Here is a 19,135-nt window from a genome sequence, read left to right on the forward strand (position 1 = left end):
TTTGTCTTTGGCATGAGTGAAATGTTCGCTGGGCTCCACGTCCGGCGGCGGTGTTTTTATGTGTCTGCTTGTTGGCATATTAATTAATAGATTAAATCCAGGAGTGTGTTTTCCATGCAGGAAGCGAAAGTTCAAAACAATGACGGCTATGTCAAGTTCGTCAATCTTTTCAAACTGTCTGACCTTGAGCAGGCGCTGTTGTCGCACAAGAATAGCGAGCAATATGATGCGGTAATTCGTTATTACTTTGCCTGTATCGGTTTGCTGGAGTCGCCCAGATTGCTCGAACCCTTGGGGCTATTCAAACAGACGCTGGCACAGTTGCTGGACACGCGTCGAGTGAAGCGCAGCCTCGAAGCGCAGACGCCTCGCGTTGCTGACGGGGTTGTGGATTTATCGCAGATACATGACAAAGTCGAACGTTATGAGTCGCGACTTCAGTTCCGTGTCGAGCAGATGAAAGTGGTGGCAACGGATGTTCCCAAGACGTTGCACTTTGTCTGGCTCGGCGGCGGGCTCGGCGACATTCAGCGCGACTACCTCAATGTGTGGAAACAGGTGTTGGCCGAGCAGGGTTACACCCTCAATCTCTGGTATGACAGCGATGCGCTGCTGGCTTGGCAAACCAACAAACTGATTGTCGAAGCCGCCAAGGCAGATGCCCTTTTTCAGGTTGCAGACAAGAGCATCTCCGAAAATGAGCTGGCTACCCTGTACGAGGAGCGCGCCATTGTTTTGAAGCAACAGATGTATGCGCACACCAATGCGGCGGTGGCGAAGGGCGAATCAGCCGATGACGCCCGGATGGATTTGCTGGGCCGGGCTTACGGTCAGGATGCGGCGCAGTTGCAAGCGCTGAAGGACCGAAATCATCGCAGCGTGCTGGAGATGAGCGGTTTCCAATTGCGCGATCTCGATGCTGGCGCAGTACCGCTGCAGCTGCAGGACATCTACGAGCGGGAGATGCGTTTGCGCGGCAATCTGGCGGCGGCCTCCGATGTGGTGCGTGCCGAAGTCCTGTACGCCGAAGGTGGCAGTTATACCGATGTCGACAACTTGCCGCCGTTGTCGACGACCCTGGGCGGAGTCGACATCAGTGGTTTTGAACCCGATGCCCGTCTGGGGATTCTGCAGTTGTTGCTCAATGACAATCCCGAATGGATGCCTGGGCGTCAGGCGTCCTCCAGTTACGCCACCAGGATTCCCCCTGAACACCTGCCGGCACTGGAGGCATTTGCCAAAAGCCGGCCGGCCCTGAGCCAGGTGTTTCTACCGCCGGAAGATCGGCTGGCCCGACCTTTTATGCTGCGGGCGGTGACCGAAGGCAACTCGATAACCAATGCATTTCTGATGGCGCATCCCCGCTCGGCGATATTGAAAGCAGTGATCGAGCGTTTCCGGTTTAACTACGGGGTGATTGATGACTCGACTCGACTGGCCGCGCAGCAAGGCGTTGCATTGAGCGATGGTGGCGCCATGGAGCCGCTGGTGACGCAGGTGCTGGAAAGAACGTATGGACCGCTGATCGAACTGCCGACTCATGAAGAAATCTTCGCGAGGTATTTGGCAAATGCCGCTACGAGCTACTTCAGCGACGGCATCCGTCTTCAAAGCGAAGGGACAATCTACCTGACCGGTCCCGCTGCCATACGTGATGGCATGGCCGATTACGCGAGAATGCACTTTACCCCCTCGATGGCCGAGAGCGTGCGCGAGGAGGCCGCCATTGCGAGCCACACGACGGTCAACCGCGCTACCGAAGAAGAGCTGGATCATTCCTGGAAAGACAACGAAACCGACCCCGAAAAATGGGTCAGCGACGAGCAGACGCGTTGGCGCGAAGGCCAGTACAAGACCCGTTACACGGGCGATATCGCGCAGCTTCTGCAGCATTCGACGATTGAGTTTCAAGAGGGCTGGCCCGTCATCGAAAACCGGCCGGTGCTGCTGACCGACATACTGGAGCGCTTGGTCGACGGGCTCGGCGAGCCGTTCATCGAGGCGATGAGGCAGGGACACAATGGCGCAATCCGCTTCGAGGAACAGCTACCGCTGAGTTTTGATGATCGCCAGGTAATCAGGCACCAGGCTTCCGAGGCGCACCCTCCAGCCTTCCTGAGCGATGAGAAAGTTCGAAATCTGGGGGTTGATGAATTGCTGAGCGACATCGCCAGTGGCTCCCGTCACTTCATTGAGGCGAGCCCTTTGCAGAGGCTGTCGCTAGGCGTGTTGTTAGGATGGGATTCACTGCATAACCAGCGCTTCATAGGGGCCGCCAGCGAGCTGGAGAACTTGGCGAACAGCGTTGCCGAGCAGGGCGCTTCCGGCCGTTACGCCGTCATTGAGCGGCAACTGTTCAAGCATAAGGCACCGAGGTTCAGAGTAGGGTTGTCCAGCGATTTGGATCAGCCGTCAATGGTGTCCGACAGCGCGCTGGAACTGAAAAAAGCCGCCTTGAAACAGACGCCGACGCTGTTTCAGTGGGGCCGTCGTGTGGCGCACATCCAGCAAGTGGCCACCCTTGAACATCGCATTCAGCTCGGCGAACGGTTGGCGCAGGTACTCGATGATCTCGAGGCCAGCAGCGTTCAACTGGTTCCCCAGGATCTGCTGCTGCATAGCGGTGGCGAGGCGATTGGCGGGCGTTGTTATCCGCTGGCGCTGGTGATGAGCGCGGCGCTCGCGCAGGACGATATGGCCTCCAGACGCTTGCGCGAGCGTTTCTTTCTGGCGGTGCTCGAACCCGGGCAAGACGATTCGGCAGCCTTTGTGCAGGCGCTGGAAGAGCTGCGGGACGTGCAACTGAGTGAGGTCGGGACGCCGCTTGAACGCGCGGATCTGGATCAGGTCACTGCCGCACTTGAGAAACACGCTGGCACCCGTACGCTGATGCTCAACTCTGATAATCATTCGATGCTGGTGGCCAAGACCGTCAATGCAGGGCTCGCCACTTATCATTTTTATGATCCCAACTTTGGTCTGTGCGAATTCGAGCATCCGGCCATGTTCAAGCGGGCATTGGAGCACTTTTTCCAAAAACAGGGCATGGCCCGCTATTACGCAGCCTATGGTTCTGAAGCCCGGCCGGTGTTTGATCTGATCGAACTGCAGGGTGAAAAGGTGGCCGCCTTGAAACTGTCTGCCGGATTCGAGGTGGCGCAGCTGCTCAAGACCGAACCTTTGCTGGGAAAACCGACGCATGCGATTCGCCAGCGTTTGAACAGTGCCCATGGGAAATCGCTGGTCGACAATTCGCACCTGGGCAGCAGTTTGCTGGCGCTGGACAGCCATTGGTGGGGACAGCAGATCGCGCTCGCTGCTGTCTCCTTGCAGGATTTGCATCCGTCGGCAACGCCGTTGGTGCCGTTGTTCGAAACGCTGGAGATCACGCCCGAGGGCAAATACCGGGTGAGTCTGATCAATCCGTCAGACCCGCAACACGTGATTCAGGTGCTCAGCGACGATCACCGGCTGCTGCGGATCAAGAACTGGCTGTCGGAACAGTTTTCGACCCTGGCGCGTAAACCGGTCGAGACGGGCGGCGTCCTGGATCCGACCGAAGCTGGCAGTGTCCACACCCTTAACGCAGGCTTCACCATCCAGGCGTTGATGAACGCCTTGCGAGGGCGGGAAGGGGATGGCCGGACATTGACCACCGCCGTGCGCCTGCACGCGTACGTCAACTATGCCCAGTTGGTGCATGGCAACGTCGTGGATGTGGTGGGCCTGGTGCAGTTGGTTCGCGCCGCGCTGGGCGAAGAAAAGATCATCGCCCGCACGTGCGCGCCGGTAGTCGGTGAGGCCTTGGGCCATGCGACCAACGAAGGTGTCGGCGCCGTGTTGGGGCTGGCCAATGTCGGCTTTGATGTCTATCAGTTGACGACGGCACAAACCGACGTCGAGAAAGCTCAGTTCGGCACTCAGCTGACATTCGATTCTGCCAGCCTGGCGTTAACGGCGGGCGGCATCGGTGCCGGGCTGGCCGGCGCATCGACCGCCGCGGCGGTGCTCGGTGGCGCCGGAGTCATTCTCGGTGGATTGGCCGTTGGGGTTGCCGCACTGGCCCAAGGATTTGCCAATATCGCGCGTGAGGCGCAGGAGGTCGGGAAGTTTTTCGACGACATGGAACGGGCTTATCGCGGGGGCGGCTACCGTTACGATGACGCTCTGGCCGCGTGGGTTGCGCAGCCCTCACTGATCGTAAAAAGCATCGACTTGAATGCCGGGAAGGTGATGCTCGACAGTCCAAAACTGTATCCCCTGCGCGATCATTTCGGCGTGCCGGACTTCGACCCCGATTACGCACGGGCGATCGATATCCGCCGACAACTGAGACTGCCCGCACAGATCGGATTTGCCCCGCCCGGCGGACAAACTATCGTGCTGCCGTGTACGCCGCAAACCTGTTACGGCTATGAGTACAAGGCGCTGCCCTTTGCCAACTCACGTCACGATCGCGGTTTCGATACGGCCCGGCGCCTGGAGAAAAAGCAATCGGACGGCCAGTGGCTGTTTCGGTTTTCGTTCTATTCCTTTCCTACCGATTACATTCTTTATCGCCTGAATCCGGTGTATCGCGAAACGCTCATCGAGGTGCAACTGGATGCGGTGGAACGTGCACTGGTGATCCCCGTTTTGCCGAAAGTCTGGCACGGTAAATTGTCCTATCAGCTGACAGGTGCAGACGCCTCCTGTTCAGTGACGCTCAATCCCGGGGCAAACATCAGCCTCGTCTCACCAAGCCTAAAGCGTTGCCGCTGGGTGTTGCAGGCAAGCTGGGCCAGTGAACGAGATATCCGGATCGAGGCGTCGGGCGATCTGTACATCGGCAGCGTCCGCGTGACGTTTTCCGGCAAAGGTCTCCACGAGGTGCTGATCAGGACGGCTGACCAGCTGTTCAACGTCAGTCGCGGTAGACGCCAGTTGGACCTTCTCGAGCAGACGGCGCCAGACGGACTCGATGAACAGGCATTGCTGAAACACTACAAGAGCCTTGCGCAGGCGCATCGACTGGTACTGCCGTATATGCCGGTCCATCACTATCTGATCCCGTTCGAGGATCCGCAAGAACCGCGTTACACCACGGCCTGGTATGACTCCCGTGAAGATCGATTCCTCTATGTCCGCAACGAGGAAGTGCTCGACATCAGCGAGCCGCAGCTTTCGTTGGTAGTCGATGGATCTGCCTATTTTTACGACCCGAAGGGTTTCGTGATCTGGCAAGTCGATGCCGCCACAGGGTTACTCAAGAATCGGTATCGTTTATTGCTCCAAAACGGTGAGAGCGCCATTCGCAGTATCGAAGCGGACGCTCAGGGTGTGATTCATGTCGTGCAGGAATACGTCGTCGGTCATCGACCCGCCAGGCAATACCGGTACCTGATTCATGAAGGGCAACTGTTGTTGAGTTCCGTTACTCACGACATGGCGCCGGAACTACAGGCAGTGGTATTTGCCAGCGATAAACTGGCCCACTGGTCATCGGTACTGGGCGAGTATTTGCCGTGGATAACGACCCTAGAGAACAACGGTGTGACTACGGTTGACTGGCAGCCGGCAGTTTATGTTTCGATCTGTTGGAAGTTTGAACCGATATGGCGAGACATGGTGTGGGTTCGCAGCCGCGACCGACTCCTCATCCATCCGCAGCCTGGCCCGAAACATGCTCGTGGTTGGGCCGACTCGATCAAGAACCTGAACGATCTGATGCTGTTGTCGATGGCCGACGACAGCGATGTGTTCGTCATTTACGACCGACTCGTTCAGAAACTATGCCGTCTGCAATGGATCGTGACAGAGGGCAAAGGGCAGTGGACCCACCGATGGGTATCGCTTGCCGAGCTCAAGCAGGTTGTGGTCGTCGAGGGCGGCTATGTGGCGCTCGATAAAAACGGACTGTTTTTCAACCTGACCTCGCAAGGCGAGGTGCAACTGGGCGGCTTGAGCGAGCAGTGGCTCAAGGATCGTGCTCAGTGGTGGAAGGCGCTGGAGCCGATTGCCGAGCACTATCCGGGCAAGGGTTTTGCGATAGTCGGTTTGCGCAACTTTATCGGTGACGGCACCTTGTGCGCCTGGTACGTGAATAACCGATTGTTGCTGTGCGATCCGGGACGCGACAGGGAAGTTCGCTTGCTCGGCGTAACCCCGGACAATCAAGCAGTCTGGCTGTTTGATCTATCAAGCGGCGAGATCTGGACCCAGAATTTCATCGATCCGCAGCAGCTCGATCAAGCATTCGGCGCGGGTTTGCAATTGTTGCTGAGCGACAGCCTGCCGGCTTATCAACGGGAGTGGGAAGACTGTCGGTTCGCCGACGTGACGATTGAGGCCGCCGGATTGCGCGGGATAACCGTTGACGGCGTATCACTGGAGCTTCGTTATCAGGAGGCGGAGATCATCACCGGGGTCAGCCACGATTGGGTGAGCGCGCATGGCGAACACTGGATCGAAGATCTCCAGTTGTTACTGGAAGCGGCGGAACATCCTGAGTTTGTGTCTGTGGAGTCCGAACCTGGCAGCTTGCAATGGTATGACGTACAAAGTGCCCGGCTGATCCGGATTGCTGATAAAAACCTGCCCCGGGATTTTGCGCTGCTCGGCACTCAAGACCAGGTCAACGTGTTGCTGCATGAGCGCCAGGATGGATGGGTGCATATCTATCCGGACATGCTAAGCATCGGGCCGTTTGATTATGTCCAGCGCAATGCCCACGTGCTGGTCGTCGAAGGGCAGAAGACCCAGCGCGATCTCCTGCCGCTGATTCCCGATGACGTCAATACGTTGATTCTGCGATTGGGCCAGGGCGCCGTGACGTGTCATCTGACGAAGGCAGTCTGGCGGAAACTGGACTCGGTCGTCGTCGACTGCCGACATGCGCTGGATGAAATACCCGCCATTCCAGGCAAATTGATCTGGGAGTTCGATCAGCCTGAAAAACTGTTATTCGAGATTGTCCAGGACCATCTGGTCATCGTTGACCCGGACAGCGAGCACTGCCTGATCTTCCGTGATGTGTGTTCGGCCGACCCGGCCTTGCGCGGTGAAGTGTTCCTCGCGTTTAAAGAACTGCACTCACATCCGATATCGATGTTCGTGGCGCGGTTACGGGGCAGAAAAGGCAAGGTTGGCAGTGCAACCCTGCAAGAGCTGCTGACGGAATCGGCAGTCGCAGGGTAAGCGGCCGCCACTCAGGGCACCAGATACCCCTTCACCCCGGTAAAAATGATCTGCGCTGCAAGGGCGCAGACAAACAGGCCCATCAACCGGCTGACGATCTGCAAGCCCTGGTCACCGAGAATGCGCTCGATGCGGCTGGACAGATAAAGGACCACGCCGACGGTGAAACTGGCGAGGGCAATACTGAGAATGGCCGTGAGTTTGTCGTCCCAATGAGGCTGACTCACGCCCATTACCAGTAGCGCACCGATGGTGCCGGGGCCGACCGTCAGGGGAATGGTCAGCGGGACGATGGTCACGTCCTGCTGCACATTGTCTGTCTGCACGACCGACTTGCCTTGGGCCATGCCCAGCGCCGAGATGAACAACACACTGCCGGCACCGATGCGAAACGCGTCCACGGTGATGCCGAAAACACTGAAAATCACCCGCCCGAACAGGTACAGCAAGACGCTGGAGACCAGCGTGGCTGTCGCCACTTTCCAGGCCAGCCGACGTTGTTCCTTGCGCGAATAACCGCGGGTCAGACTGATGAAGCAGGACAACACGAAGAACGGGCTGTAAAGCACCAGCATCTTCAGGTAAACGCTGAACAACACGTGGAGCATGGTCGGAGCTCACGGGAAATGAAATTGATGTGGAGTCTATCAGGCGCCGGGGTGTCTGTCGGCTCGCCGTCAGGGTGAAGTATAAAGTGTAGAAAGATTTCGGTTTTTTGTAGGGTTGTTTTGCTTTTGTTAGTGGGTGGTATAGTGGGTCTTATTAATATCTAGTTGTATTATGTGCGGTAACAGTTGCGAGCTTGTGATCGTTATGTGGGTTGCGTAAGTTTGTCTCTCAGGTCCATGGAGGGCCTGAATTAAATAAGGAAGTTATTATGAATATTGAATCTAACCCTGTTATCACTTTGTCTGATCGTCTTGAACGTTTGAAGGCTTATGATGTTATGCCGGATGTTGTTATTGCTTCGCGAGGTTTAACGCTCAAGTCTGCAGCGTTGAGCTCCGAAATCGAAAAGCCGGATCGTGCTTCGATTGTGGGGGATGGAATTCTGGCATTTGTGTCGGGAATGTCTGAGCAAAATCAAACGGATGTTCAGCACGCCTATTTGTTTGCATCGTTGGTGGCTAATAAAAAATATCCGCGTGATGAACAAGGCAAGGAGTGGTATCAGCTTTTCCTTCAAGTCATGCAGGATTGCGGATGGGCTATTCTGAAAAAGTATTACGACACTGTCGCGGCTTCCGGCAAGAGCTTCAAAATGGATCAACTGGCGCTGAAGATTCTGGCATCGGCCGTGGCGGCGGCCGCCGTTCCCGGCCCAACCTCTGTACTGATGCTCAAAGTGGCCGGCGATGCAATCGCTGCGCTGCAAGCCAGTGATAAACCGCTTCAGGTCTTTGATCAAAACATCAAAGAGTCCGGCACCGGGGGCTTTGGTGTGGCGGCATGTCACGAAACCCAACACGGTGAAGTGATCATGGCATTGGGTGCTGTGCGTTTTGTCAAACGGACTAATCAGACCAAAGTCCTGTTCGTTGATTGGGACAGCAGTTCGGTCGATCTGTACCGCGGTGAATGCCATATGACCATGGTCCCGGCAATTGTTAGCCGTACGCGAGATACTGTTATTGCAAGGTTGGGCGACCGGGCGCAGAAAAAAATCGAAGAATACGAAATCTGATTCAAGGTAATCTTTTGGCGACTACGGTGTGGTCGCCATCCATGAATAAATCAGGTGCTTATGATAGTTGATCATTATTCGGTTTTTATTAACGCGGGCGCTGTTGTCTTGTTGCCAGTTAGTATGGTGGAACAAGAAAGACTCGATGTGTTGAATTCGGTATTGCTTGCGCAGTTGGTGGCAAACAGGAAATATCCAGCGTTCTCTCACACGGGTGAGTGGTATGACGCGTACCGGGAAGTGTTAAAGGATGGTTGGTTACAGAAAGCGGTAGCGTGGGGCGGCTTTACACTGGATGCCGGGTCTAAATGCAACATGGTGGACTGGGTGGGGAGTCGGCTGGGAGAGTTTGTTGATCGAACGATTGTTACTGAAGTAACGGGCGTATTGAACCGCGTCGCTCAGTTACCCTGCACCCTACCGGCCATTGAACTGCTGCGAAAGCATGTTCAGAGGCAAAAAGATCCAGGACCTTCGGAAACGACCGTTGAAACGGGTTGCAAGATCAGCCTGCAAGTCATTCTGGCCCAGCAGGGGCCTGTGCTGAGCAGCGTCTACGTGGAGGTTGAGACCACAGAACAGGTTATTTCCAACCCTCTGGGACAGTTCTTCTCCTCCGATACTGTGCTGGGCAATATTCAACTGAGGTGCTTCCAAGCCAACTTGTCAAATGCACTTTATGAGCCCCTTCGCGATGCGATTGTTAAAAAACTGGGGGATAAGGCGGCGAAGAATATTCTTGGCGTTTCTGATGCCATTGAGCACGAGTTGCCGGCCGGAGCGCCCTTATGATTAACACGCGTTTGCGACTGGCCAACGGTGGCAGTAACGCCCCAAGGGCTGCCGTCGTGGGTGGGAGTATCGTGTCTTTCAATGAGGGCCTGTCCCCCCAGGATCGAGAAGATATCTATCTGAGCAACCTGTACGCGCAATTGGCAACGCGTTCGGCTTACAAGGACGGTTTGGTGGGCAACTGGTTCGACTATTACAAGAACAAGCTCAGGTATTTGGGATGGGACTCGGCGCGTCCTGTCAGCCCCGGACAGGCTGGGCAGGGATTAATGGCCGATAGCGTTGCGCGGCAACTATCTCGGTCGCTTGGCGAAAACTTCTCGCGGCCGGCAAGTCAGGCGTTAGGAGCCCTGAAGCGCAATCGCAATGCTCTTGATGCATTCGAAGGGGCAAGTCTGGTGCGCGATACGGGTTTCTTTCAGGTAATTCCTTGCACGCCGAAATCCCCCGGAAAAATAGAGATAGCCCTTTACCACAAACAGTTCAGCATCCGCAGAACGGTCTCGAAGTTTCTGTTCTGGCCAATGGAGGAAATCGTTGAAACCAGTCAGGAAGAAATGGCGATTATTACTTTCAGCACGCTTCACTACGCAGCGTTCAGAGAGAAAATTGCGGCTGCAGTTGTCGCCGAAACGACTCGTCAGTTACATGCGCTGGAGATATGAGCAGCATGTCGAGCATCTGATGATTGCAATGTCGAGGCTCAGGACGTTTGAGTCGCTGCCCGGATCTGCTGATCACGCTGGGCCACCCAATGCTCGATCAGGTCGCGCAGTTGCGACAGCTCGACCGGTTTGGCCATGTGCCCGTCCATGCCGGCCTGGCGCGCACGTTCTTTGTGCTCGGCGAGAATGTGTGCGGTCAGCGCCACCACCGGCGTGCGAATCCGCTGATTACCGACTTCCCAGGCCCGCAATTGCTGAGTCGCGGAAAAGCCGTCGAGGATCGGCATTTCGCAGTCCATCAGGACCAGGTCATAGCGCTGGGCTTTCATCGCCTGCAAGGCTTCTTCGCCATTACTGGCAGTGTCCGGCTGCAGGTTAAGCTTACCCAGCATGCCGCGAATCACCTTGGTCGAAATGCTGTTGTCTTCGGCCACCAGGATGCGGAAATCGCTTGGCACTTTCACCGGTAAAGTCGGGCCGATGGGCACGTGCTGTGAGATGGAAAGGCCCTTGTTACGCTGGTTCAGCTCATCGGCCAACGTAGTCTTGAGGGTGTAGCCGGCCACCGGTTTGGCGAGGATGCGTTTGATCCCGGAGTTGCGCGCGATGATCTTGCTGGGCGCATTGCTGATGCCGGTGAGCATGATCAGCAGGATGTCGTGGTTCAGGCTCGGGTCTTCCTTGATCTTGGCGGCCAATTGCATGCCGGTCATGCCGGGCATGTTCTGGTCCAGCAGGACCACGTCGAAGTAATCGCGCAGGTGGGCCTTGGTGCGCAGCAGCGCCAGTGCTTCCTTGCCGGACGGTACGGCGCTGACATTCAGCCCCCAGGCGCTGCATTGTTGCACCAGCACTTTGCGGCAAGTGTCGTTGTCGTCCACCACCAACACCCGTGCACCCTGCAGTGGACCATCGAGGTCGGACGTCGGGTGTTCGAGGCGGTCAGGGTCCAACGGCAGGGTCAGCCACAAGGTGCTGCCCTGGGTGGCGCCGCTCTTGATGCCGAACTCTCCTTGCATCAAGCGAATCAGCTGACGGGCGATCACGAGCCCCAGATTGCCTCCCAGGCGGGAGGCCGAGAGGAAGTGCTTGCTGTGCAGTTCGGCGTGCATCAATGCGTCGCGCTCTTCGGCGTCCATCGGCTCACCGCTGTCCTGCACGGCAATGCGCAAGCGCGGTTTGGCACTGCGCTCATCGAGCGCGACGACGATCAGGATCTCGCCCTCGTCGGTTTTCTTCAGGGCGTTTTCCAGCAGGCTCAGCAGAGTCTGGCGCAGGCGTGTCGGATCACCGCTGATGACGCGCGGTACCTGCGGCTGGATAAAGCTGATCAACTCGACGTTCTGCTGTTCGGCTTTGGCGCGGAAGATACTCAGGCAGTCTTCGATCAACGCGTTGAGATCGAACTGCACATCGTCCAGTTCGATCTGCCCGGATTCGAGCTTTGAAATGTCGAGGATCTCGTTGATCAGTGTCAGCAGTTCGTTCCCTGCACTGTGGATGGTCTGCACATAGTCGCGCTGCTTGACCGAGAGCGGCGTGCCCAGCAGCAGCTCGGTCATGCCCAGCACGCCATTCATCGGAGTGCGGATTTCGTGGCTGATTTTTGCCAGGAATTCGGCCTTGGCGTTGATCTCGGCATTGCTGGCGGCCAGGTCGCGGCTGACGCTGAAACGGTCTTCGGTGATGCTGCGCTGACGTTCACTCAAGGCAATGCTCATCAACAGGCCACTGATGCAGATGAACACCAGCAACGTGATGATCAGACCTTGAGGCTCCACCAGGGTCAGCCCCAGCAGGGCGGGCAGGATAATCAGCGTGCCGGCGTTGAACACCACCATTGCCGCCACGAAAAGACGTGCCGGGCGATAGCCTTTTTGCCAATGGTAGGCGCTGACGAACAACATGGTCAGGCCCGCGAGGGCGACCAGCGCGTACGTGATGATGTTTAGCGGCAGCGTGTTGACGAACAACAGCAGCAAGCCGCAGACACTGATGAACAGGATGTCGCCCAGCAGCAGCTTGTTCAGCGGGTGCGGGCCGAGCGGGGCAAAGAAGCGATAGGCGAACATAAGACCGCAGGGCGCTGTCAGCAGCAGCGCGAGGTAAGCCCCCGGCGTCTGGACCGCATGCCAGTCCGGCAACCAGGGTCCGGCTACATTCAGCAACAGGACCAGGCTGAGCATCAACAGCCCTTCGCAGCCAGCCAGCCAGAGACTGCTGCGCGAGCGGGTGTAGGCATAACGAATGACGTTGTGCAGGATCAGCATCGCGATACAGCCGAACAACAGACCGTAGATCAGCGTCTGATTCTGATTGGCCGCGGTCATGACCGCCGACTGCAAGGTGATGTAAGGCCGCAACTGATGGTCGGAGACCAGTCGCAGGTAAACGTCGAGGTTTTTTTCGCTTTGCGGCAGCGGCAACATGAAGTCGCTGCTGGGCAATGGCCTTTCAGCCTGGGGCTGTCCGGTACCGGTGTTCAATTGCTCGATCAGCGTGTCGCCGTCCAGCACATAGATATTGAGGTGCGACAGGTCGGGAGCGAACACCCGCAGCAACTGTTCGTGCTTGCCGGGCGCGAGTCGAAAACGCAGCCATAAAGCGCCTTCGGGCTCGGCGGCGGTGAGGCGGTCGAGTTCAATGGGGCTGAATTGATTGGTGTAGCGAGCGGAACGGATGTCGCTTAGCTGCAGGTCGCCCTGTTCGTCGAGCAATACTGCCCAGCCACTGCCTTGCGCGGCCTGAGCCGGGAGCATGCAGAGCAGGGTCAGCAGAGTGACGGTGAAACCTATGGCAATCCTGAGCCAGCGCACGGCGAAATCCCTTCGTAGGTTGATGCCAGAATATTACTATGCGCGGCGCCGGAATAGCCCGGCAAGTGCCCGAAGCCCTTGCCTGGCCGAATGGCGCTCTTATTCCTGATTTTCGCCACGCTCGCGGGCAATGGCACGGTAGCCAATGTCCTTGCGATAGAAGCAGCCTTCCCAGTCAATTTTGGCCGCCAGCTTGTACGCTTGCTGCTGAGCGGCATCGACGCTGGCACCCATTGCGGTGGCGCAGAGTACCCGACCACCGGCCGTCACCACTTGACCATCCTTGAGCGCAGTACCGGCGTGGAAGACTTTGCCTTCCAGTGCTGCGGCTGCATCGAGGCCGTTGATGGCAATGCCTTTGGCGTAGTCACCCGGATAACCGCCCGCGGCCAGCACGATGCCGACGCTCGGACGCGGATCCCATTGTGCTTCGACCTTGTCCAGCGCTTGCGCCAGGGCTGCTTCGATCAGCAACACCAGGCTCGACTGCAAACGCAGCATCACCGGTTGGGTCTCAGGGTCGCCGAAACGGCAGTTGAATTCGATGACTTTTGGGTTACCAGCTTTGTCGATCATCAGACCGGCGTACAGGAAGCCAGTGTAAACGTTGCCTTCTTCGGCCATGCCGCGCACGGTCGGCCAGATCACCAGGTCCATGACCCGCTGATGGACGTCGGCGGTCACGACCGGAGCCGGGGAGTAAGCACCCATGCCGCCGGTGTTCGGACCGGTATCGCCGTCACCGACGCGTTTGTGGTCCTGGCTGGTGGCCATCGGCAATACGTTCTTGCCGTCGACCATGACAATGAAGCTGGCTTCTTCGCCGTCCAGGAACTCTTCGATCACCACGCGCGAACCTGCGTCCCCGAAAGCGTTGCCAGCCAGCATGTCGCGCACAGCGTCTTCGGCTTCGGTCAACGTCATGGCAACGATCACGCCTTTACCGGCAGCCAGGCCATCGGCCTTGATCACGATCGGCGCGCCTTTTTCACGCAGATAAGCCAAGGCTGGCTCGATCTCGGTGAAGTTCTGGTAGTCGGCCGTCGGGATCTTGTGACGCGCCAGGAAATCCTTGGTGAAGGCTTTCGAACCTTCCAGCTGGGCAGCACCAGCGGTCGGACCAAAGCAGTCCAGGCCACGGGAGCGGAACAGATCGACGACGCCGGCGACCAGCGGCACTTCCGGGCCGACGATGGTCAGGGAAACGTTTTTCTGGGCAAAGTCGGCCAGCTGTTCAAGGGCCAGCACGTCGATAGCAACGTTCTCGCACTTGGCTTCAATGGCGGTGCCGGCGTTGCCCGGAGCCACGAAAACTTTCTGCACGCGCGGATCCTGAGCCACTTTCCAGGCCAGGGCGTGTTCACGGCCACCGCTGCCAATGATCAAAACATTCATTTCAAAAACCTCGGATGACGCTAATTCTGTTTTAGAACCTAAAGCGCTTCACGCCGTAGGAGGTCGCAGTGACGTCGGTAGATGCAAGGCGGAGTCGACCTCGATGAGCGGAGTTGCCTTTTGGCAATGAGCATCATCGAGGTCGGCTCCAACGCAGCAGATGCCGGCTTCAGTGCGGCCGTCGTCTTGTTAGTGACGGAAGTGGCGCATGCCGGTGAATACCATGGCGATGCCAGCTTCATCAGCGGCTGCAATCACTTCGTTATCACGCATCGAGCCGCCTGGCTGGATCACCGCAGTGATACCGACCTTGGCCGCGTTGTCGATGCCGTCGCGGAACGGGAAGAATGCATCCGATGCCATGACTGCACCTTGCACCTGCAAGCCAGCGTGCTCAGCCTTGATCGCCGCAATACGAGCGGAGTTCACGCGGCTCATCTGGCCAGCGCCGACACCGATGGTCTGGCGATTCTTGGCATAGACAATGGCGTTGGACTTAACGTACTTGGCGACTTTCCAGGCGAAGATCAGGTCGTGGATCTCTTGCTCGGTGGGCGCGCGTTTGGTCACGACTTTCAGGTCGTCGGCGCCGATCATGCCGATGTCGCGGCTCTGCACCAGCAGGCCACCGTTGACGCGTTTGTAGTCCCAGGCAGCCGCGCGATCAGCCGACCACTCGCCGCAGGCCAGCAGGCGTACGTTGGCTTTTGCAGCCACGATGGCGCGGGCTTCTTCGCTGACGCTTGGGGCGATGATCACTTCGACGAACTGACGCTCGACGATGGCTTTGGCCGTTTCAGCATCCAGCTCGCGGTTGAAGGCGATGATGCCGCCGAAGGCAGATTCGGTGTCGGTGGCGTAGGCCAGTTCGTAGGCCTGACGGATACCGCCTTCGGCGTCCGGGCTGACGGCAACGCCGCACGGGTTGGCGTGCTTGACGATCACACAGGCCGGTTTGACGAAGCTTTTCACGCATTCCAGCGCGGCGTCGGTGTCGGCCACGTTGTTGTACGACAGCTCTTTGCCTTGCAGTTGGGTCGCGGTGGCGATACCGACTTCCGCAGGCTTGGTTTCAACGTAGAACGCCGCGCTCTGGTGCGGGTTCTCGCCGTAGCGCATTTCTTGAGCCTTGACGAACTGGCTGTTGAAGGTGCGCGGGAATTCGCTGCGACCTTCGGTGGTGAGGGTGTCTGCCGCCTGGTTCACGGTGCCCATGTAGTTGGCGATCATGCCGTCATAGGCGGCGGTGTGTTCGAAGGCCTTGAGCATCAGGTCGAAACGCTGAGCGTAGGTCAGGCCGCCGGCCTTGAGGCTTTCCAGAACGTTGGCGTAGTCGCTGGCATTGACCACGATGGCCACGTCTTTATGGTTTTTTGCAGCCGAACGGACCATGGTCGGGCCGCCGATATCGATGTTTTCGATCGCGGTCGGCAGGTCGCAGCCCGGCTTGTTGATGGTAGCTTCGAACGGATACAAGTTGACCGCGACCAGATCGATCGGCTTGATGCCGTGCTCGTTCATGATGGCGTCGTCGATACCGCGACGACCGAGGATCCCACCGTGGATTTTCGGGTGCAGGGTTTTCACCCGACCGTCCATCATTTCCGCAAAACCGGTGTAATCCGCGACTTCCACTGCGGCAACGCCGTTGTCGCGCAGCAGCTTGAACGTTCCGCCGGTGGAGAGGATCTCGACGCCCAGGGCTTCAAGCTCTTTGGCGAATTCGAGGATCCCGGTCTTGTCGGAAACGCTGATCAAGGCGCGGCGGATCGGCAGGCGGGTAGTCTGGTCGGTCATTTCAATTTCCATCAAAAGCAAAGGAGTCAGCAAAAAAGGCGACCGTTTTTACGCGGGCGCCTTTCTGGTTTGATTGAATGCTTACAGCAGATCGTACTGCTTGAGTTTCTTGCGCAGCGTGCCTCGGTTCAGTCCGAGCAGCTCGCTGGCCTTGGTCTGGTTGCCCTTGACGTAGTTCATCACGCACTCGAGCAGGGGGGCCTCGACTTCGGAGAGCACCAGGTTGTACACATCCGTGACGGCAGCGCCTTCAAGGTGGGCGAAATAATTGTGCAGCGCTTTCTCGACACTACCGCGAAGGGTCTGACCTTCTTCGCTCGGCGTGTTGAGGTGCTGTTTCAAATTCACGTTGTCGCTCACGGGTGTTGTTCCACTCACTAAAGTCTCGGTCATCATCGTCATGCGGCCACCTCGTCTCCGTCCCCTGCCAGGCTCTTGTTACGTTCGGCGAAGAAGCCCTGAACGTTGGCGCATTGTGCTTCCGTATCTTCCAAACGATTGAAGTGGGCGCGAAACTCCCTGGCGCCCGGCAAGGTTGCGAGATACCAGCCCACATGCTTTCGAGCAATGCGTACGCCCATGACGTCTCCATAGAAGACGTGCAGCGCAGCCAGATGCTCTAGCAGAATGCGTTCCACCTCGATCAGTTCCAGTGCCGGGAGTTTCTCGCCGGTGCGCAGAAAATGATCGATCTCACGAAAAATCCATGGCCGCCCCTGGGCGGCCCGGCCTACCAGCAGGCCATCGGCACCGGTCGCATCGAGCACGTACCGGGCCTTCTCTGGCGAATCGATATCGCCATTGGCAAAGACCGGAATCGACACGGCCTGCTTGATCGCGGCAATGGTGTCGTACTCGGCTTCACCGGTGTACAGATCGGCACGGGTGCGGCCATGAACCGCCAACGCCGTAATGCCTGCCTGCTCGGCGATCTTCGCCACGGTCAGGCCGTTCCTGTTGTCCCGGTCCCAGCCGGTGCGGATCTTCAGGGTGACCGGCACATCAACCGCGGCCACGACGGCCTGCAGGATCTCGGTGACCAATGCTTCATCCTTCAACAGTGCGGAACCGGCGGCCTTGTTGCAGACCTTCTTCGCCGGACAACCCATGTTGATATCAATAATCTGTGCGCCCAGTTCGACGTTGGCCCGGGCCGCATCCGCCAGCATCTGCGCATCGCCACCGGCGATCTGTACCGAGCGGGGCTCGGGATCACCTTCGTGGATCATGCGCATCCGCGATTTGCGGGTGTTCCACAAGCTCATGTCGCTGGTGACCATTTCCGAGACTACAAGCCCTGCACCCAGTCGCTTGCACAGCTGACGAAAGGGCTGATCGGTGACCCCCGCCATCGGGGCGAGAATCAAGCCGTTGTGCAATGTATATGGACCGATGCGTACCGCCGACATAGGACTTCCCTGCTGTGGGGCCGGATCATGAGAGTTCGAAAAAGGGTTGGCATGATACCCGCTCTCGATGACTGGATAAAGGCTGAATTGAACAAAATCTGAACAGTAATTCTGTTATCGCCAGCGGTTTGGTACGAGCGGTCAAAGTCAGAAATATGCCGTCAAAGCCGTAACACTGAACCGTTTCACTCGGGGGAATGAAAACTCAGACTGTAATTCACCGCTTTTGAGCCTGGATCGAGGATATCCAGTGCGATGTGGATCGGCGTTTGCGGTGGCATTTCCACCATTCCTTCGAGATCGCCGTTGAGGTACTCGCCGGGTTTGAAGCGACGGCTGGCGATCAGGTGACCGTTGAGGTCGGCGAAACGCAACTCCAGCAGCGGGAAAGGCTGGGAGAAGGGCGCGCGGTTGTAAATGATCGCGTCGACCACCAGTGCACCGCTGAAGTCCGGGTGACTGCGGACCACCAGGTTGCTGCTTTTGATTTTGGCGATGTCGACTTTGGACGGCACCGTGCAGCCGATCTGCGGGCACAGTTGCTGGAACCACGGACGGTACTGATCCTGGCGCGCCAGTTCGTCGAAATGGTAGGCGATGTACTGGCCGGCGAGCGCCGCTGCGCCGAGCAGGATCAGCAGCAGCCAGAAAAGTCGGCGACCCCAGGGTGAGCGGCGTTTTTGCCAGTCCAGTTGCAGTGGGTCATCGGTCAGGTCGTGCAGGGCTTCAGCGCGGACAGCCGGCTCACGCTTTTTGCGCAGGGGCTCGATCGAGGGCAGATCGTCGTCGATTTCATTGGTCGCTGACAGGCGTTCGTGATGCATCGGCGCGTCGAGTGGGTCGTGCAGGCGCAGCTGGGGCGGCTGATGTTCGTCGTCCAGTTCCACCGGTTCCAGGGACAGCGAAGGTTCGGTGCGCGAGTGTTTGCTCGGCTCGAGTTCCAGCTCCGGCAAATCGGCTTCAGCGGTCTGTGCGCGATCGGCGGCCGACTCGCTGAACAGGCTGTCGGGCCACGACGTCTCGTCGTGCTCGACGGTATCGCGGCTAGCGCTCAGGTTGTCTTCGCGGGGCCGGCCGAATTCCGTGGTCGGCTGGATCTCCCGTTGTTCGAGGCGGGCGAGTTCTCCGTCCAGGTCCAGGCTGTCCAGATCCAGCTCGGCGGCGGTCCATTGCTTTTGGCTGATGGCCCGCGGCTCCGGTGGTTCGACGATGGCCGGGGCAACCGGCGGGATCGCGTCCTTGCCGGCCCGTTGCTCAAGCAGCTGCTGGGCGGCGTTGAACACCTGCAAGCACGAGCCGCAGCGAACCACTCCGCGGGCCACGCTCAACTGAGTATGGCTGACGCGGAAGCTGGTCTGGCAATGCGGGCACTGGGTGACGAAGCTGTCGGTCATGCGGCGA

General features: G+C 58.0%; 11 protein-coding genes. 4 read left to right on the forward strand and 7 right to left on the reverse strand.

The window, feature by feature from the left end; all coding sequences use genetic code 11:
- Positions 1-114: 114 nt before the first annotated feature.
- Positions 115-7,176: a TcdA/TcdB pore-forming domain-containing protein gene (locus tag ACYZTR_RS03990; protein ID WP_461976630.1), complete on the forward strand. Its 7,062-nt coding sequence runs from the start codon at positions 115-117 to the stop codon at positions 7,174-7,176.
- An 11-nt stretch (positions 7,177-7,187) separates the two neighbouring features.
- Here ACYZTR_RS03990 and ACYZTR_RS03995 read toward each other — a convergent pair whose 3' ends face one another.
- Positions 7,188-7,784 carry a MarC family protein gene (locus ACYZTR_RS03995; protein WP_461976632.1) on the reverse strand — a complete coding sequence of 199 codons (597 nt, stop codon included), beginning with the start codon at positions 7,782-7,784 and terminating at the stop codon, positions 7,188-7,190.
- 269 nt (positions 7,785-8,053) lie between these two features.
- On the opposite strand from ACYZTR_RS03995, the gene ACYZTR_RS04000 reads away from it, so the two are divergent.
- The 3 genes from ACYZTR_RS04000 to ACYZTR_RS04010 are packed head-to-tail and all read left to right on the forward strand — an operon-like array spanning position 8,054 to position 10,317.
- Positions 8,054-8,860 (forward strand): hypothetical protein, encoded by an 807-nt coding sequence (locus ACYZTR_RS04000; RefSeq protein WP_461976634.1) that lies wholly within the window; start codon positions 8,054-8,056, stop codon positions 8,858-8,860.
- 60 nt (positions 8,861-8,920) lie between these two features.
- Positions 8,921-9,652 carry a hypothetical protein gene (locus ACYZTR_RS04005; protein ID WP_461976636.1) on the forward strand — a complete coding sequence of 244 codons (732 nt, stop codon included), beginning with the start codon at positions 8,921-8,923 and terminating at the stop codon, positions 9,650-9,652.
- Positions 9,649-10,317: a hypothetical protein gene (locus tag ACYZTR_RS04010; RefSeq protein ID WP_461976638.1), complete on the forward strand. Its 669-nt coding sequence runs from the start codon at positions 9,649-9,651 to the stop codon at positions 10,315-10,317. The genes ACYZTR_RS04005 and ACYZTR_RS04010 overlap by 4 nt, the downstream gene beginning before the upstream one ends.
- A gap of 38 nt (positions 10,318-10,355) precedes the next feature.
- Here ACYZTR_RS04010 and ACYZTR_RS04015 read toward each other — a convergent pair whose 3' ends face one another.
- The 6 genes from ACYZTR_RS04015 to ACYZTR_RS04040 form a co-directional block, all read right to left on the reverse strand.
- Positions 10,356-13,133, reverse strand: a complete 2,778-nt coding sequence (locus ACYZTR_RS04015) for a hybrid sensor histidine kinase/response regulator (protein ID WP_461976640.1) — start codon at positions 13,131-13,133, stop codon at positions 10,356-10,358.
- A 99-nt stretch (positions 13,134-13,232) separates the two neighbouring features.
- Entirely contained in the window at positions 13,233-14,528 is a 1,296-nt protein-coding gene (gene purD, locus ACYZTR_RS04020; protein ID WP_461976642.1) for a phosphoribosylamine--glycine ligase, read from the reverse strand.
- A gap of 189 nt (positions 14,529-14,717) precedes the next feature.
- Positions 14,718-16,325: a bifunctional phosphoribosylaminoimidazolecarboxamide formyltransferase/IMP cyclohydrolase gene (gene purH, locus ACYZTR_RS04025; protein ID WP_461976644.1), complete on the reverse strand. Its 1,608-nt coding sequence runs from the start codon at positions 16,323-16,325 to the stop codon at positions 14,718-14,720.
- 81 nt (positions 16,326-16,406) lie between these two features.
- Positions 16,407-16,727 carry a DNA-binding transcriptional regulator Fis gene (gene fis / locus ACYZTR_RS04030; protein WP_007907419.1) on the reverse strand — a complete coding sequence of 107 codons (321 nt, stop codon included), beginning with the start codon at positions 16,725-16,727 and terminating at the stop codon, positions 16,407-16,409.
- On the reverse strand, positions 16,724-17,734 hold the full coding sequence (gene dusB / locus ACYZTR_RS04035; protein WP_461976646.1) for a tRNA dihydrouridine synthase DusB: 1,011 nt from the start codon (positions 17,732-17,734) through the stop codon (positions 16,724-16,726). Before dusB ends, fis begins: the two co-directional genes overlap by 4 nt.
- Positions 17,735-17,919: 185 nt before the next feature.
- Positions 17,920-19,128, reverse strand: a complete 1,209-nt coding sequence (locus ACYZTR_RS04040) for a DUF3426 domain-containing protein (protein ID WP_461976648.1) — start codon at positions 19,126-19,128, stop codon at positions 17,920-17,922.
- Between the last annotated feature and the right edge of the window lie 7 nt (positions 19,129-19,135).

Source organism: Pseudomonas sp. Hz4 (genome assembly GCF_054898165.1).

Excerpts from the sequence above, each read along its gene's own strand:
- ACYZTR_RS03990 (WP_461976630.1), top strand. The coding sequence starts at position 115 with ATGCAGGAAGCGAAAGTTCAAAACAATGACGGCTATGTCAAGTTCGTC.
- ACYZTR_RS03995 (WP_461976632.1), bottom strand. The coding sequence starts at position 7,784 with ATGCTCCACGTGTTGTTCAGCGTTTACCTGAAGATGCTGGTGCTTTAC.
- ACYZTR_RS04000 (WP_461976634.1), top strand. The coding sequence starts at position 8,054 with ATGAATATTGAATCTAACCCTGTTATCACTTTGTCTGATCGTCTTGAA.
- ACYZTR_RS04005 (WP_461976636.1), top strand. The coding sequence starts at position 8,921 with ATGATAGTTGATCATTATTCGGTTTTTATTAACGCGGGCGCTGTTGTC.
- ACYZTR_RS04010 (WP_461976638.1), top strand. The coding sequence starts at position 9,649 with ATGATTAACACGCGTTTGCGACTGGCCAACGGTGGCAGTAACGCCCCA.
- purD (WP_461976642.1), bottom strand. The coding sequence starts at position 14,528 with ATGAATGTTTTGATCATTGGCAGCGGTGGCCGTGAACACGCCCTGGCC.
- purH (WP_461976644.1), bottom strand. The coding sequence starts at position 16,325 with ATGACCGACCAGACTACCCGCCTGCCGATCCGCCGCGCCTTGATCAGC.
- fis (WP_007907419.1), bottom strand. The coding sequence starts at position 16,727 with ATGACGATGATGACCGAGACTTTAGTGAGTGGAACAACACCCGTGAGC.
- dusB (WP_461976646.1), bottom strand. The coding sequence starts at position 17,734 with ATGTCGGCGGTACGCATCGGTCCATATACATTGCACAACGGCTTGATT.
- ACYZTR_RS04040 (WP_461976648.1), bottom strand. The coding sequence starts at position 19,128 with ATGACCGACAGCTTCGTCACCCAGTGCCCGCATTGCCAGACCAGCTTC.